This window comes from Curtobacterium sp. PhB146 (assembly GCF_004342995.1).
Taxonomy (GTDB): Bacteria; Actinomycetota; Actinomycetes; order Actinomycetales; family Microbacteriaceae; genus Curtobacterium.
Map to the genome: position 1 here is coordinate 1,480,254 of NZ_SMBN01000001.1, position 15,958 is coordinate 1,496,211.

Here is a 15,958-nt window from a genome sequence, read left to right on the forward strand (position 1 = left end):
CTCGGTGCGAGGTTGTTGCGGCGCACGGGGTGATCAACCTCGCACCAGAGCAGGCGCTGCGCCGGCCGCGGCCCCCGGAGTTCACCCGGCGGCGACGCCCGCGGCACCCGGCGTTCACCCGGCAGCGCCACACTCGACCTCGGCGCGGGAACGTTCCCACACGGCCCGCGCCACACCACCCCGCACGACCCGCACAACCCCCCCCACCCCGCACCACCCCACCCCGGACGACCCCACCCCACGGAACAGGGAGATCATCGACGTGAAGACCCGAGTCCTCGCCGGCCTCGCCATCGCGGCGGCCGCGACCGTCGCACTGTCCGGCTGCGTCCAGAGCGCCAACGCCTCGAACGCCGCGGACACGAGCGGCGGCACCACGAACCTCACCGTGTTCATCAGCGGCGACACGAACGTCCAGGACCTCTGGGACAAGTCGCTCATCCCCGCCTTCGAGAAGGCGAACCCGAAGATCCACGTCAGCACGAGCATCGACCTGCACGGCGAGCACGACGCGCAGACCCAGGCGAACCTGGCCACCGCGGTCAAGGCCGGCAAGTCCGTCGCGTACGACCTGGTCGACGCCGGCTTCGTCAGCACCGCGGGCAAGGCCGGACTGCTCAGCACGGTCAGCGACAGCACGATCCCGAACCTGAAGGACGTCCCCGAGGCCACGAAGCAGCAGGGCGGCGACAGCGCGATCCCGTACCGCGCCTCGAGCGTCCTGCTCGCCTACGACTCGAGCAAGGTGACGGACCCGCCGGAGAGCCTCGACGACCTCCTCGCCTGGATCAAGGCCAACCCCGGTCAGTTCGCGTACAACTCCCCGTCGTCCGGCGGCTCCGGCGGCTCGTTCGTCGCCACGGTGCTCGCGAAGTACCTGACCGCGGAGGAGCAGGCGACGATGCAGACGACGTACGACAAGTCGCTCGAGTCGAAGTGGGACAAGGGCTTCGCAGCGCTCAAGGACCTCGGCCCCTCGACGTACCAGAAGGGGGTCTACCCGAACGGCAACGACCAGGTCGTGCAGCTGCTCGGCAGCGGCCAGATCGCGATGGCGCCGGTGTGGAGCGACCAGTTCATCACCTCGCAGAAGACCGGCGTGATCCCGAAGACCGTCAAGGCGATCCAGATCACCGACCCGTCGTTCACCGGCAGCGCGAGCTTCCTCGGCATCCCGAAGACCGAGCCGAAGGCCAAGAAGGCCGCCGCCGAACAGCTCGCCGACTTCGTCCTGAGCTCCAAGGGGCAGCAACTCGTCGCGAGCGCCGTCTCCGGCTACCCGGTCATCCCGCTCGACAGCCTGCCGGCGTCGGTCGCGGAGCAGTTCGCCGACGCGAACCCCTCGCAGCTCCGCCTCGGGTTCCAGAGCGACTTCGCCGCCGACATGAACGCGGCGTGGGACGCGAAGGTCCCGCAGTGACCCAGACCGTCCAGGACGGCCCGGCAACTGACCGGGAGGCCCGTGGCGACTCCGCCACGGGCCTCCCGCCCGTCCCGTCGCCCTCCCACGGCACCGCGGACCCCGCAGGTCGGCTGTCCGTCCAGGAGCGGCTCGACCGCCGTCGGCGGTGGCAGGGCCTCGCCCTCGTCGCGGCGCCCGTCCTCGTCGTGGTCCTGTTCGTCGGCGTACCGGTGGTGAACGCCGCGCTGTTCAGCCTCGGGTTCACCGGCGGCCTGAACCAGGCACTCGCGGACATCGGCGGCGACACCGTGCGCGGCTTCTCGTTCGCGGTGTACGGCACCCTGCTCGGCAACGCCACGTTCCTGCGCGACCTCGTCGCGACGCTCGGGGTCACCGCGTTGTCGACCGGTCTGACCGTGGCGCTCGCCGTGGCGGTGGCGGTGATCCTCCGGCTCCGCGGTGGTTTCCTCGGCAAGAGCCTCAGCGTCCTGGCCGTGGTCCCGCTCTTCGTGCCGGTGGTCATCGCGAGCTGGTCGGTCCTGACGTTCACCGATGCGCAGGGCTTCCTCCGCAGCCTCGGTGCCCAGTTCGGCCTCGACGTCCCGGTGTGGGGCTACACCCTCGTCGCCGTGGTGTTCGGCAGCGTCTGGACGAGCCTGCCGTTCGCGGTGCTGATGATCGCCGGCGCGCTGCAGGGAACTCCGGACGCCCTGGTCGAGGCCGCGAAGGACGCCGGCGCGAGCACGTGGCGGGTGGTCTGGCAGGTGCTCCTGCCGATGGCGGCGACCCCGCTCGTCATCGCGACGACGTTCACCGTCATCGGGGTCCTCGGGTCGTTCACGGTGCCGTACTTCACCGGTCCGAACGCCCCGACGATGCTCGGCGTCGACATCTCGAAGTACTTCCAGGCCTACAACCGTCCGCAGCAGTCGACGGCGATGGCGTTCATCGTGTTCGCCTTCGCCGCGGCCGCGAGCGTGTTCTACCTGCGCTCGACGGTCCGGGCGAACGCCGGCGAGCTGCGGAAGCAGCAGCAGAAGCAGGAGCAGCCGTGATCAAGCGACTCACCGGGAACACCCTCGTCTGGGCGACCGCCGTCGTGCTGGCCGTCTTCGTGCTCGGTCCGCTCCTCTGGCTGGCGGCTCGTGCCTTCGCCACGACCTGGACGTACCCGAACCTGTTGCCCGACGGCTGGACGCTGCAGTGGTGGGGCACCGTGTTCGAGGACCGGAGCCTGGCGGTCGCCGTCCAGAACTCGCTCGTCCTCGCCCCGCTGACCGTGCTCATCGCCGCGGTGGTCTGCCTGCCGGCCGCGTGGGCGATCAGCCGCATCGAGTTCCCCGGGCGACGGCTCGTCCTGGTCGGGCTGTTCGCCACGAACGCGTTCCCGAAGATGGGCCTCTTCGTCACGATGTCGGCCATGTTCACCGCGCTGAACCTCATGAACACCGTGACCGGGATCCTGATCGTGCACGTCCTGGGCTGCGTCGTGTTCATGACGTGGCTGCCCGCCGCCGCGTTCTCGGCCGTGCCGCGGTCCCTCGAGGAGGCAGCACGCGACGCCGGAGCGAGCCGCTGGCGGACCTTCTGGCGGGTGACGTTCCCGATCGCGTGGCCGGGGATCCTCGTCGCGATGGTGATGTCCTTCCTCGCGTCGTTCGACGAGGCGCAGGGCACGTACCTGGTCGGAGCCCCGACGTACATGACGATGCCGACGGCGGTGTACTCGCTCGTCCTCAACTCCCCACGTCAGGTCTCGGCCGTGTTCGCGATCGCGTTGAGCATCCCGTCCGTGGTCCTGCTGCTGCTCGCCCGGAAGCACATCATGGGCGGCCGCCTGGCGGACGGCTTCCAGATCCGATGACCACCACCAGCACGAAAGGCGACCAGATGACGGACGCAACGCTCGTCGCGGAACGCACCACGGGCCTCCCGGCCGATGGCAGCACGACGGACCGGACCCGATCCGGCGGACTCAGCATCCGCGGACTGCGCAAGACGCTCGGCGGACGCGACGTCGTCGCCGGCATCGACCTCGACGTCGCGAAGGGCGAGCTCGTCTCGCTGCTCGGCCCGTCCGGGTGCGGCAAGACGACGACGCTCCGGATGGTGGCGGGGTTCCTGCCCGCCGACGGCGGCGTCGTGACGATGGGGGACCGCGACGTCACGTCGATCGGTCCGGAGCGTCGGCCGAGCGCGATGGTGTTCCAGAACTACGCACTGTGGCCGCACATGACGGTGACGCAGAACGTCGCGTTCCCGCTGCGGACCCGACGCGTGCCGAAGCAGCGGGTGGCGGAGCGGGTGCGGGAGGCGCTCGACCTCGTCGGTCTGAGCCACCACGCCGGGTCGAAACCGACCGCGATCTCGGGCGGTGAGCAGCAGCGGGTCGCCCTGGCGCGGGCGATCGTGCAGGAGCCCGACGTGCTGCTCCTCGACGAGCCTCTGTCGAACCTCGACGCGAAGCTCCGGGTGAGTGTCCGCGACGAGATCCGGCGCATCCAGCAGCGTCTCGGCATCACGACCGTGATCGTGACGCACGACCAGGACGAGGCGCTCAGCATCTCGGACCGGATCGCGGTCATGCACGACGGCCGCATCGAGCAGATCGCGACGCCCACCGAGCTGTACGCCCGCCCCGCGACCGGGTTCGTCGCGTCGTTCATCGGGTCGACGAGCCCCGTCACCGGCCGGTTCCTGGCCGGCACGTCGGTCAGCCCCACCGTGGCGGACACGGTCTTGATCCGACCCGAGCAGGTCGTGCTCACCGACGACTCGCCGATCCGTGCGACCGTCGCCCGCGTGCTGATGCGCGGGCACTTCGCCGAGGTCGTGCTGGCCGCCGACGGCGCCGAGCTCCGCGCGTTCGTCACCGGAGCACCTCCGGCGGTCGGCACCGAGACCGGGGTCCGCCTCGGCGAGGTGCTCGTGTACCGCGACGGCGCCCTGCTCGAGGGCACCCGATGAGCGCCCCGGTGTCGGCGCCCGCCGACCAGGTGGTCGCCACCAGCCCGACCGGGAGGCCCGGCCTGCGTCCGCCACGGCTCGTCGCCCACCGCGGTTCGCCGCGGGTCCGGCGCGAGAACACCCTGCCCGCCATCGCGGTCGCCGAGGCGCTCGGCGCCGAGGTCATCGAGGTCGACGTCCGTCGCACGGCCGACGACGTCGCCGTCCTGCTGCACGACGAGACCCTCGGCCGGATGTGGGGTGACGCCCGCCGGGTGTCCGACGTCGCCTGGTGCGACGTCGCCCGGCTCGGCAACGGCCTCGACCGGATCCCGCGGCTCGACGCCGCCCTCGAACGGCTCGACGGCTGCCACTCGGTGCTGCTCGTCGACCTGACGGACGCGGCCGACGGACTCGTCGCTGCCCGGACCGTCGCGGGGTCCACAGCGTCCACCACCGTGGCGTGGTGCGGAGCGCCTGCGGCCATGGCGGCGGTCCGCTCGGTGCTGCCCGACGCCGACGTCTGGCTCGCGTGGGAGTCGCTCGACCCGCCCACTCCGGCCGACCTGGAGGCGTTGACCCCGTCCACCCTGAACCTCGACATCGCGTTCCTCACCCCGCGCACGATCGAGGCCGCGCACGCCCTGGAGCTGCGGGTCGCCGTGTGGACCGTCGACGAGGCCGAACCGGCGCTCTGGGCGGCACGGCTCGGCGTCGACTCGATCACCACGAACGACGTCGGTGCGATCGGCGCCGCGCTGTCGTCGGCGGAGCGGGACGGCTGGCCGGAACGGGACCGCGAACCGACCGAGACCGAGGTCGCCTCGCGCGCCCAGGCCCTGGCACACCGCATCGCACACGAGGTCATCGCCTTCACCCGCGAGCACCCCGTCAGCGAGGTGCGGAGCAAGGCGAACCCCGCAGACCTCGTCACCGACGTGGACCGACTGGTCGAACAGCACGTCCGGTCCCGCGTCCGGATGGCGTTCCCGACCCACGGCTTCACCGGCGAGGAGTACGGCGTCGCCCCCGGCGACCGGCACCGCTGGTACCTCGACCCCGTCGACGGCACCACGAACCTGGCGAACGGCGTGCCCTGGACGTCGATGTCGCTCTGCCTGACCCGCGGTGGCCGGCCGCTCGTCGGCGTCGTGGCCGACCCGTGGCGGGGCGAGGTCCTCGAGGCGCGGCGCGGACGCGGTGCCACCCTGCGCGACCGTCCGCTGCAGCTGGACGACACCCCGCGACCGCTCGCCGGTGCGGTCGTCGGCACCGAGCTCGACGGACACCGGCCGTGGCCCGGGTTCGGTGCGTTCCTCGACGCCCTGGCCGACCGGTCGTGCACACTGCGGGTGCAGGGCTCCGGCACGCTGACCATCGCGCAGGTGGCGGCCGGCCGGGGGATCGGCGGGTGCGTGTCGGCGTTCAACCCGGTCGACCACGGGGCCGCCGTGCTGCTCGTGCACGAGGCCGGCGGGATCGTGCTGACCCGCTCCGGTCCGGTCGAGGGCTTCCCGCCCGTGGGGGAGCCGTTCCTGGTGGCGCACCCCGGGGCCGCCGACGAGCTGCACGCGGTGTGGACGGCCGCGCTCGCCGCGGGCGCGGCGGCGGGCTGAGCCGGCGCGTGCGCGCGGCAGGTGTGGCCGGCGCACGATGCGGGGTCCGCGTTCTGGTGCGGGGTTGGCCGCTGGGTGCGGTGCTGTAGGCGCGCACGGTGCTGCCGACCCGGCACGGGTCGTGCAGGTGCGCACGGTGCGGACTGGAGGCGCGGGGCGGGTCGGGTACGGGCCTCCCGTCGGGTGGGTGGTGCGCACGGTGCGGGGTCCGCGTTCTGGTGCGGGGTCGGCCGCTGGGTGCGGCGCGGTAAGCGCGCACGGTGCTGCCGACCCGGCACGGGTCGTGCAGGTGCGCACGGTGCGCTCGCGGGCGCGGCGGCGCACGGCTGACTCTGAGCGGGCGCTCAGTCAGCGGCCGACCGCGCTCCATAGGGTGGCAGGCCACGGGCGGTCCGACCGGATCACCCGTGCACCCGAAGGAGCATCGACCATGGGATTCCTCGACCGCCTGCTCGGACGTCCGGACCGCGACCGCACCGGTGACGCGCAGCAGTACGACGCGCAGCAGAACCAGTGGGGGCAGCCGCAGCAACCGCAGCAGCAGGGCTACCGGTACGGCCAGCAGTCGTACCACCAGCCCGCGCCGACGGGGGTGCCGGCCGAGCAGCAGCAGGGCGGTCAGTACGGCGTACCGCAGTGGGGCGGTGCACCCGCGCAGCAGCAGGGCGCGACGACCGACGACGAGCGCGCGGTGGAGCGGTACCGCTACCTGCTCCGCACGGCGCCGCCCGAGCGCATCGAAGAGGTCCATGCCGAGGCGTTCGCGAAACTGACCGACGAACAGCGCCGCATGGTCTACGACGAGTTCACCCGTACGGCGCCTCCCGGTGAGGCCCCGCGCGGCGACGACCCCCGCTCGCTCGCGCAGTCGGCGACGCGGTCCGAGATCCGCCAACCGGGCTTCATGGAGCGCTCGCTCGGTGGCGTCGGCGGTGGTGGCCGCCTCGGTGGGCAGCGCGGCGGACCGTCGTTCGGCAGCATGATCGGTGCCTCGATCCTCGGCACCGTGGCCGGCTACGTCATCGGTTCGGCGATCATGAGCGCCTTCCTGCCGGACCCCGGATCGTTCGATGGCGGTACTGACGCTGCGGGTGACGGTGGTTCGGAGGACACTGGAGCCGACTCCGGTGACGGCGGTGCGTCCGATGGTGGCGCGTCCGACGGCGGCGGGTTCGAGAGTGCGGGCTGGGGCGACAGCGGATCCGACTTCGGCGGTGGCTCCAGTGACTTCGGTGGTGACTTCGGCATCTGAGTGACCGGTCACGAGTTCCCACCGACCCACTGATATTCTCCGTGGTCGACAAGGGAGCGACATGGCCATCATCGAAGCCTCCGGGCTGACCAAGACCTACCGGTCGAAGTCCGGGCCGGTGCACGCACTGGCCGGACTCGACCTGTCCGTGCCGCAGGGCACCGTGAAGGCGCTGCTCGGGCCGAACGGCGCCGGCAAGACCACGACCGTGAAGGTGCTCACCACCCTCATCACCCCGGACTCCGGGACGGCCACGATCGACGGCATCGACGTGATCGCCGACCCCCAGGCCACCCGGCGGTCCATCGGGGTGTCCGGGCAGTACGCCGCGGTCGACGAGAACCTGACCGGCTTCGAGAACCTCGAGATGATCGGGCGGCTCTACCACCTGGGCCGGAAGACGTCGCGGGAGCGTGCCCGTGAGCTCATCGACGTGTTCGACCTGGCCGAGGCCGGGGACCGCCCGGTGAAGGGCTTCTCCGGTGGCATGCGGCGACGGATCGACCTCGCCGGGGCCCTCGTGATGAACCCACGCGTGCTGTTCCTCGACGAGCCGACCACGGGCCTCGACCCCCGCAGTCGGCTGGCGCTCTGGGGCATCATCGAGGACCTGGTGGACGAGGGTGCCACGGTCCTGCTCACCACGCAGTACCTCGAAGAAGCCGACCGGCTCGCCGACGACATCGCGGTCATCGACGACGGCCGGGTCATCGCCGAGGGCACCGCTGACCACCTCAAGGCGCAGGTCGGCGGCCACCGGGTCGTCGTGACCCTGGTGGACGAGACCGACGGTGACGCCGTGACGACCGTCCTGCGGCGCTACGGCGTCGGCGACGTCGAGGCCTCTGGCGACGGCCGCACCCACGCCATCGCGGTCGAGGCCGGCCCCACCGCGCTGCAACGGGTGCTCGCCGACCTCGGCGACGCCGGCATCGAGCTGCACGACGCGGGCATGCGCCGACCGACCCTCGACGACGTGTTCCTGCGGCTCACCGGCCACGCCGCGACGGAGGACGAGGCCGACGAAGCCGCCGCCACCAAGCAGAAGGAGACGGCCCGATGACCGCCACCACCATCGCGCCGGGTCGGCAACTGCCCGTCGTCGTCACCTCGCCGGTCGCCATCTGGTTCGAGGACGGCTGGACCGTCACCAAGCGGAACCTCATCAAGATCAAGCGGTCGCCGGACATGCTCGTGTTCGCCGTGCTGCAGCCCATCATGTTCGTCCTGCTCTTCAGCCAGGTCTACGGCGGCGCGATCGCGGTCGAGGGCACCGACTACACGCAGTTCCTGATGGCGGGGATCTTCGCGCAGACCGTCGTCTTCGGGGCCACGTTCTCGGGCTCGGCGATGGCGCAGGACCTGAAGGAAGGCCTGATCGACCGGTTCCGCACGCTGCCGATGTCGGCGTCCGCGGTGCTCGTCGGCCGGACCAACTCCGACCTCGTGCTCAACTCGATCTCGATGGCGATCATGATGCTCACCGGGCTGGCCGTCGGGTGGCGGGTGAACTCGTCGCCGCTCGAGTTCCTGGCCGGCATCGCCCTGCTGCTGCTGTTCAGCTACGCGTTCAGCTGGGTGATGGCGCTGCTCGGCATGAGCGTCAAGACGCCGGAGGTCATCAACAACGCCTCGTTCATGATCCTGTTCCCGCTGACGTTCATCTCGAACGCCTTCGTGCCGAGCGACACGCTGCCCCTGGTGCTGCGGGTGTTCGCGGAGTGGAACCCGGTGTCGTCGCTCGTGCAGGCGGCCCGCGAGCTGTTCGGCAACGTCGGGTCGGCGCCGGTGCCGGACATCTGGACGATGCAGCACCCGATCGTGACGGTGCTGATCGGGATCGCCGTGATGCTCGTCGTGTTCGTGCCGTGGGCCGTGAACAAGTACACCCGCATCAGCGCGAAGTGAGACCGTCGGGGCAGTGAACAAGACTGCACTATCCACAGCCCGGATCAGCGCGAAGTGACCGCGTGGGCGCTCAGAGCAGCTTGCGCTGCAGCGCCCACGCCGTCAGCTCGTGCCGGTTCGACAGCTGCAGTTTCCGCAGCACGCTCGACACGTGGGTCTCGACGGTCTTCACCGAGATGAAGAGCTCGGACGCGACCTCCTTGTAGGCGTACCCACGCGCGATGAGGCGCATCACCTCCTGCTCGCGCGCCGACAACCGGTCGAGTTCCGCGTCGTGCTGCGCGGTCTCGCCGCTCACCGCACCGAAAGCGTCGAGCACGAAGCCGGCCAGGCGGGGCGAGAACACCGCGTCGCCCTCCGCCACCCGTCGGACGGCCTCGGCCACCTCGGCGCTCGACGAGCTCTTCGTGATGTACCCGCGGGCCCCGGCCCGGATCACCCGCACGACGTCGTCGGCCGCGTCGGACACGCTCAGCGCGAGGAACAGCGTGCCCGGGTGCTCGGCAGCGGACTGCGTGATCACCTCGGCACCGCCACCGCCGGCTCCGCCGGGCAGGTGGACGTCGAGCAGGACGACACGGGGTGCAGTGGTCGCCACGAGCGTCACGGCTTCGTCGACGGTGGCGGCTTCACCCACGACCTGGAGGCCCGGTGGCAGTCCGGCGCGCACGCCGGCTCGGAAGATGGAGTGGTCGTCGACGACGGCGACGGTGAGCAGGTCGGGCTCGGTCATGCGTCTTCCTCGTGGTGGGGGTCGGTGGGCGCGAGCGGCAGCCGGAGCCGGACCTCGGTCCCGGTGCGACCGGGCCCCGGGGCGATGGTCGCCCGGCCGCCGAGCCGGTGCAGCCGCCCGGTGATCGACTCGCGCACGCCGTACCGTCCCTCGGGCACTGCGTCGGGGTCGAAGCCCGGCCCACGGTCGCGGATGCTGACCTCGACGACGTCCTGCGCGGTCTCGGCGTACACGCTGATCGTGCCGCCGGCGTGCCGGGCCGCGTTGAGCATCGCCTCGCGGGCAGCGGCGACGACACCGTCGGGCAGGTCGGTGCGCGACGGGCCGACCGCGATGACGTCGATGCGGACCGGGTACTCGGCCTCGATGTCGGCGGCGGCGTCGCGCAGTTCGGCGCCGAGGTCACGGGCCGGCTCGGTCTGCTCGGCGAACAACCACGACCGCAGTTCGCGTTCCTGCGCCCGGGCGAGCCGTGCGGCATCGGAGCCGGGCTCGGCCTTCTGCTGGATGAGCGCGAGCGTCTGCAGCACCGAGTCGTGCAGGTGCGCGGCGAGTTCGGCGCGCTCGAGGTCGCGGACCCGTGCCGCGCGCTCGTCGGCGAGGTCCCGGACGAGCCGAACGACCCAGGGCGCGACGACCACGGCGACGCCGAGCAGCACCGCGACCGCTGCGCTGAGCACCGTCCACACGTTCGGCCGGTCGCTCGTGGTGAAGAACAGCAGGATGCCGAGCACGACGAGCACCAGTGCACCGAGCGCCCGGACGACCAGGGTCGACGACGCCGCGGCCCGGACGGTGCGCAGGGCGTCGAACTGCCGCCAGGCCAGGGCAGCACCGGTGACGACCACGACGCCGGGCACGACGACCTCGAGCGGGACCTGGGTGCCGAGGCGCACGGCGACGATCGCGCCCCCGGCGGCGAGCAGTGCGAGTCCGAGCAGGATCTCCACGACGGGTGCTCGACGGCTCACGGTCACGGTCGCGTCGCCGTCGCCGTCGCCGTCGGCGTCGCCGTCGCCGTTCGCACGGGGCGCCGTGAGGACGGCCTTGAGCGGTGACGTCGCGGCCGACGTCGCGCTCGGAGTGGTGGCCCACAGCCACGCGTAGAGCAGGACCCCGGCCCCGCCGCACACGGCCAGGACCGCCGTCGCCGCCCGGACGGCCCCGAGTGGCAGACCGGTGTGCGTCGCGAACCCGCTGCAGACACCGCCGAGGACCCTGGGGGTCGGGCGGGTCATCCGAGCGGTGGCCATGGGCCAATCCTGGCACTCGGGCGCCCGCACCAGCAGGGATCGGGGCAGGGATCAGGGACCGGTCAGGGGGAACCCCGATGGTGTCGGCCACCGCGGGCCGGGATGCTGGAGACCATGACCGATCACCAGCACGACACGGCTCCCGGCCCGGCTGCCGGGAACGCCGACTCGACGGCCCGGTTCTTCGACTGGATCCGCGGACTCGACGTCGCCCGCACCGACGACCGCTGGCTCGCCGGCGTCTGCGGTGCCGTGGCCCGACGCACCGGACTCGACCCGCTCGTGGTCCGCGGCGTCGCGATCGTCGTCGCCCTGCTCGGCGGTCCGGTCTTCCTGGCGTACGCCGTCGGGTGGGCGCTGCTGCCGGACACCACGGGACGGATCCACGTCGAGCGGATGATCCGCGGCGTGCTCGACCCGGCGCTCATCGGGATCGGCGTCTTCGTGGTGCTGACCTTCGTGCCCGCGGTCCAGGGGATCTGGTGGCAGGGCGTGCCCTCGGCGTGGGGGATGCCCGGCTGGCTCGAGGCGACCCTGCGCACGGCGTGGAGCATCGCGCTCGTCGGCGGGATCGTCTGGCTGGCCGTGGTGGTCGCGCGTCGTCGCACCGACGGGCCGGCGCCCGACGCTGACGCCGCCGCGGCAGCGGGGACACGGCGCGACTTCTGGACGAGCCCCGACGACCCGCGCCCGGCCGGTGGAGCCGCGTGGACGGCGGACGCGGGGGAGGCGTCGGACGCGGGCCGGGCCTCCTGGCAGTGGAACGCCCCCGGTACCCCGCAGGACCGACAGCGACGACACGACGAGCGGATGCGCGCCGAACGGGAGCGGGCGGCCGCGTGGCGCGCGACCCGCGCCGAGCGACGGTCGAGCGCGGCGTACGTCGCCGTGTCGCTCGGGCTGGCGCTCGTCGCCGGGGCCGGCGTCGCGGTCTGGGCGCAGGCGGAGGCCTGGCCGGTGGCGGTGCTCGGCATCGCCGCGGCGGTCGCCGTGCTGGCGATCGCGACCATCGTCGCCGGGATCCGGGGACGCGACGACGGTGCCTTCGGCCTGTTCTCGACGATCGGGGTCGTCGCCCTGGTCGTCACCGGGGTGCTGCCCGCCGGCACGCAGGTCTCGCTGATCGGCGGGACCACCTGGCGGGTCGACAGCGTCGCCGCCGGGTCGGAACGGAACTACGCGATGCTCGTCGGCGGGCCGACCCTCGACCTGCGCGGCCTCGACGAGACCGACGCCGGCGGGGACGTGAACCTGTGGCTCGGCGCCGGCGGGGCCGAGGTGCTGCTGCCGACCGACGTGCCGGTCCGGGTCGAGGTGAGCGGCGTTGGGTACGGCGTCGACACCGACACCGACGGCGACTCCGGCGACGACGGCAGCGGCGGGCTGTTCGGCACGACCACCGTCGAGAACCGGGCGGCACGGTCCGCCGGTACCGATGCGGTCGGGACGACGACCGTGCACCTGTGGATCCTCGGGGGCGCCGCCGACGTGCCCCGTGCGCTGACCGTCAACGAGTGAAGGACGAGACGATGACGAACGACGACGAGACGACCCAGACGTTCCCACCTGCGGCGCCGGTACCGGCACCGGCACCGGAACCTGCGCGGGCGCGCCGTGGTGCACGCTTCGGCACGATCTTCTGGGGTGTGGTGCTGCTCGTGTTCGCGATCGCGATGGCCGTGAGCGCGATCCCGGTGTTCTCGGTCGACCCGACCACCCTGTTGCTGGCGGCCTGCCTGGCGGCCGGGGCCCTGCTGGTGGTGGCGGGGCTGGTGGCGGTGTTCACCCGGCCCGCGCGGTAGCCGGACCGGGTTGTCCACAGGGGCCGTCCGGGTGCGCGCGTGCGTCACCCGGACGGCTTAGCATCGTCCACGTGACCGCGACAGACGCCGAGCGGGCCGCCCAGCGCGACGCCACGGAGCCACCCCTCGACCGCAGCACCCGACTGCGTCGCTGGATGCTGCAGGGCGCCCACCAAGGGGCATCCCACCAGGGTCCGCACCAGGTCGAGGTCGAGAAGACCCACCCGTGGTGGCGGGTCATGTGCCTGACCGGCGTCGACTACTTCTCGACCCTCGGGTACCAGCCGGCGATCGCGGCGCTCGCCGCCGGTCTGCTGTCGCCGATCGCCACGATCGTGCTCGTGCTCGTCACGCTGTTCGGCGCGCTGCCGGTGTACCGCCGGGTCGCGAGCGACAGCTTCCGCGGTGCCGGGTCGATCATGATGCTCGAGAAGCTCCTGCCGTGGTGGGCCGGCAAGCTCCTGGTGCTCGTCCTGCTCGGGTTCGCCGTCACCGACTTCATGATCACGATGACGCTGTCGGCGGCGGACGCCACGGCGCACATCGCCGAGAACCCGTACACGCCGCACTGGTTCACCGAGATCCCCGTCCCGCTCACCCTCGCGCTGCTGCTGTTGCTCGGCGTCGTGTTCCTCCGCGGCTTCAAGGAGGCGATCGGCATCGCGGTCGGACTCGTCGCGGTGTTCCTCGCGCTGAACGCCGTCGTCGTGGTGGTCGCGCTCTGGCACGTCTTCGAGCACCCGATGGTCGCCAGCGACTGGTGGTCGGGGCTCACCGCGCAGCACAGCAACCCCCTCGTCATGGTCGGCATCGCGCTCGTCGTGTTCCCGAAGCTCGCGCTCGGCCTGTCCGGGTTCGAGACCGGCGTCGCGGTGATGCCGCAGGTGCGCGGTGACGCGTCGGACGACACGAGTGCCCGGCCCGAGGGTCGGATCCGCGGCACGAAGCGGCTCCTGACCGTCGCGGCCGTGATCATGAGCTCGTTCCTGATCACCTCGTCGATCGCGACGACGTTCCTCATCCCGCAGCACGAGTTCCAGCCCGGCGGCGGTGCGAACGGGCGGGCCCTGGCCTTCCTGGCGCACCAGTACCTCGGTGGGGTGTTCGGATCGATCTACGACTTCTCGACCGTCGCGATCCTGTGGTTCGCCGGCGCGAGCGCGATGGCCGGCCTGCTCAACCTGGTGCCGCGGTTCCTGCCGCGCTACGGCATGGCGCCGCAGTGGGCGCGGGCGACGCGGCCGCTCGTCATCATCTTCACGCTCATCGCCTTCCTGATCACGGTCGTGTTCCGCGCGAACGTCGACGCCCAGGGCGGGGCCTACGCCACCGGTGTGCTCGTCCTGATCACGAGCGCCGCGGTCGCGGTCACCCTGTCGGCTCGTCGCCGGCAGCAGAAGAAGCGCACCATCGCGTTCGGCGTCATCTCGGTCGTGTTCGTCTACACGACGGTCGCGAACGTCATCGAGCGGCCCGACGGCGTCCGGATCGCGGCGATCTTCATCATCGCCATCGTCGTGGTGTCGCTCGTCTCGCGGGTGCGCCGGTCGTTCGAGCTCCGCGCGTCGTCGATCGAGCTGGACGCCACGGCCCGGCAGTTCGTCGAGGCCGACGCCGACCAGTTCAGCGCGGTCTGCATCATCGCGAACGAGCCGGGTGCTGGCACCGCCGAGGCGTACCGGGCGAAGGGACGCGAGGAACGGCGCGACTCCGGCATCCCGGCGCGCGTCCCGACGATGTTCCTCGAGGTGCTGCCCGCCGACTCGTCCGACTTCGAAGAGGACCTGCTGGTCGAGGGGCACGTCGTGCACGGACACCGTGTGCTCCGGGTCCGGTCCGGCAACGTGCCGAACACCATCGCCTCGACCCTGCTCGCGATCCGCGACACCGCCGGGGTCGTCCCGAGCATCTACTTCGAGTGGAACGAGGGCAGCCCGATCCGGAACGCCCTCCGGTTCGTGTTCACCGGTGCCGGTGACGTCGCGCCCGTCACGCGCGAGGTCCTGCGCGAAGCCGAGCCGGACGTCCACCGCCGGCCGTCCATCCACGTCTCGTGACGGGTCCCGCCAGCGCGCGCCGGGTCCCGACGCCCGCCGGTGGGCTCGCCGCGGTGGTCGTCGCCGCCGCGGTCTGGGGGACCACCGGCACCGCGACGCACTTCGCCCCGGGCGTCCCCGCCTTCGTCTTCGGCGCGGTCACCTTCGGGATCGGTGGACTCGTGCTCGCCGCCGTCGCCGGACGTGGCACGCTCCGCGCCGTCGCCGAGCGTCGCACGCGGGGGTGGGCGCTGCTCGGCGCAGGGGCGCTCGTCGTCTACGCGGTCGCCTTCTACGCGGCCCTCGCCGACGCGGGCGTCGCCCTCGGCACCACCATCGCCATCGGGTCGTCACCCGTGTTCGCCGGGCTCGTGGAGTGGGTGTCGGACAGGAGGCCCGTCACCGGCAGGTGGATCGTCGCCACGCTGGTGAGCGTGGCCGGCATGGTCGTCGTGACCCTGGCGCGGTCAGAGCACGACGGCGGTGGTGGTGCACTCGCGCTCGGGATCGCCAGTGCCCTGCTCGCCGGACTCACCTACGCGCTGTACTCGTGGGCGGTGGCGCGGGGACTGCACGCGGCGGCCGGGGCGGTGTCGGTGCCCGGCGGGCCCGGGGTCGAAGCCGTCGCGGCGGGGCTGCCGAACGGCCGCGGGCTCGTCGGCGCCGTGTTCGGCATCGCTGCCGTGCCGCTCGTCGTGCTGGTGGTCCTCGCCGGCGCACCGTACCTCGGCGAGGGCGGCAACTGGCCGGTGTTCCTGTACCTGGCCCTGGTGCCGACGGTGCTCGGGCACTCGCTGTACGCCGTGGGGTTGCGGTCCGTCGGTGCCTCGGTCGCGACCCTGGTGTCGTTGCTCGAGCCCGTGGTCGCAGCGGTGCTCGCCGTGCTCGTCGTCGGGGAGCACCTCGGCGCGACGGGGTGGGTCGGCATCGCACTCGTGGTGGCCGGGCTCGCCGTGCTCGCGGTGCCGGGGCGACGCCTGCGCTGACGCGCGTCAGGCACCGACGTCGTC

At 72.3% G+C, this 15,958-nt stretch carries 14 protein-coding genes; 12 read left to right on the top strand and 2 right to left on the bottom strand.

Translation table 11 applies throughout. From position 1 onward, the window contains the following. Positions 1-262 precede the first annotated feature (262 nt). From EDF33_RS07165 to EDF33_RS07200, 8 genes are all read left to right on the top strand, one after another. Complete coding sequence (locus EDF33_RS07165) at positions 263-1,420, top strand: extracellular solute-binding protein (RefSeq protein WP_131878411.1); 1,158 nt, start codon at positions 263-265, stop codon at positions 1,418-1,420. Further along, a complete protein-coding gene (locus EDF33_RS07170; RefSeq protein WP_123294050.1) occupies positions 1,417-2,457 on the top strand; it encodes an ABC transporter permease subunit in 1,041 nt (346 codons plus the stop codon). The genes EDF33_RS07165 and EDF33_RS07170 overlap by 4 nt, the downstream gene beginning before the upstream one ends. Continuing rightward, positions 2,454-3,266: an ABC transporter permease subunit gene (locus EDF33_RS07175; RefSeq protein WP_132099616.1), complete on the top strand. Its 813-nt coding sequence runs from the start codon at positions 2,454-2,456 to the stop codon at positions 3,264-3,266. Before EDF33_RS07170 ends, EDF33_RS07175 begins: the two co-directional genes overlap by 4 nt. 26 nt (positions 3,267-3,292) lie before the next feature. After that, entirely contained in the window at positions 3,293-4,369 is a 1,077-nt protein-coding gene (locus EDF33_RS07180) for an ABC transporter ATP-binding protein (RefSeq protein WP_243692380.1), read from the top strand. Further along, positions 4,366-5,964 carry an inositol monophosphatase family protein gene (locus EDF33_RS07185; RefSeq protein WP_132099618.1) on the top strand — a complete coding sequence of 533 codons (1,599 nt, stop codon included), beginning with the start codon at positions 4,366-4,368 and terminating at the stop codon, positions 5,962-5,964. The genes EDF33_RS07180 and EDF33_RS07185 overlap by 4 nt, the downstream gene beginning before the upstream one ends. A 430-nt stretch (positions 5,965-6,394) precedes the next feature. Next, complete coding sequence (locus EDF33_RS07190; protein ID WP_243692381.1) at positions 6,395-7,216, top strand: hypothetical protein; 822 nt, start codon at positions 6,395-6,397, stop codon at positions 7,214-7,216. Between the two features lie 61 nt (positions 7,217-7,277). Beyond that, on the top strand, positions 7,278-8,279 hold the full coding sequence (locus tag EDF33_RS07195; RefSeq protein ID WP_132099619.1) for an ATP-binding cassette domain-containing protein: 1,002 nt from the start codon (positions 7,278-7,280) through the stop codon (positions 8,277-8,279). Continuing rightward, entirely contained in the window at positions 8,276-9,124 is an 849-nt protein-coding gene (locus EDF33_RS07200; protein ID WP_123294045.1) for an ABC transporter permease, read from the top strand. The genes EDF33_RS07195 and EDF33_RS07200 overlap by 4 nt, the downstream gene beginning before the upstream one ends. 70 nt (positions 9,125-9,194) lie before the next feature. On the opposite strand, the gene EDF33_RS07205 is transcribed toward EDF33_RS07200, so the two are convergent. Then, on the bottom strand, positions 9,195-9,857 hold the full coding sequence (locus EDF33_RS07205) for a response regulator transcription factor (RefSeq protein WP_132099620.1): 663 nt from the start codon (positions 9,855-9,857) through the stop codon (positions 9,195-9,197). Further along, on the bottom strand, positions 9,854-11,110 hold the full coding sequence (locus EDF33_RS07210; RefSeq protein ID WP_132099621.1) for an ATP-binding protein: 1,257 nt from the start codon (positions 11,108-11,110) through the stop codon (positions 9,854-9,856). The genes EDF33_RS07205 and EDF33_RS07210 overlap by 4 nt, the downstream gene beginning before the upstream one ends. A 114-nt stretch (positions 11,111-11,224) precedes the next feature. On the opposite strand from EDF33_RS07210, the gene EDF33_RS07215 reads away from it, so the two are divergent. The 4 genes from EDF33_RS07215 (at position 11,225) to EDF33_RS07230 (ending at position 15,934) form a co-directional block, all read left to right on the top strand. Beyond that, the gene (locus tag EDF33_RS07215; protein WP_165918734.1) at positions 11,225-12,628 is read left to right on the top strand and encodes a PspC domain-containing protein; all 1,404 of its coding nucleotides are present in this window, start codon (positions 11,225-11,227) and stop codon (positions 12,626-12,628) included. Positions 12,629-12,639: 11 nt separating this feature from the next. Further along, a complete protein-coding gene (locus tag EDF33_RS07220) occupies positions 12,640-12,912 on the top strand; it encodes a hypothetical protein (RefSeq protein WP_131878423.1) in 273 nt (90 codons plus the stop codon). A 155-nt stretch (positions 12,913-13,067) separates the two neighbouring features. Beyond that, complete coding sequence (locus tag EDF33_RS07225; protein ID WP_243692406.1) at positions 13,068-14,969, top strand: amino acid transporter; 1,902 nt, start codon at positions 13,068-13,070, stop codon at positions 14,967-14,969. Next, complete coding sequence (locus tag EDF33_RS07230) at positions 14,966-15,934, top strand: EamA family transporter (RefSeq protein ID WP_131878427.1); 969 nt, start codon at positions 14,966-14,968, stop codon at positions 15,932-15,934. The genes EDF33_RS07225 and EDF33_RS07230 overlap by 4 nt, the downstream gene beginning before the upstream one ends. The last annotated feature ends 24 nt before the right edge of the window (positions 15,935-15,958 follow it).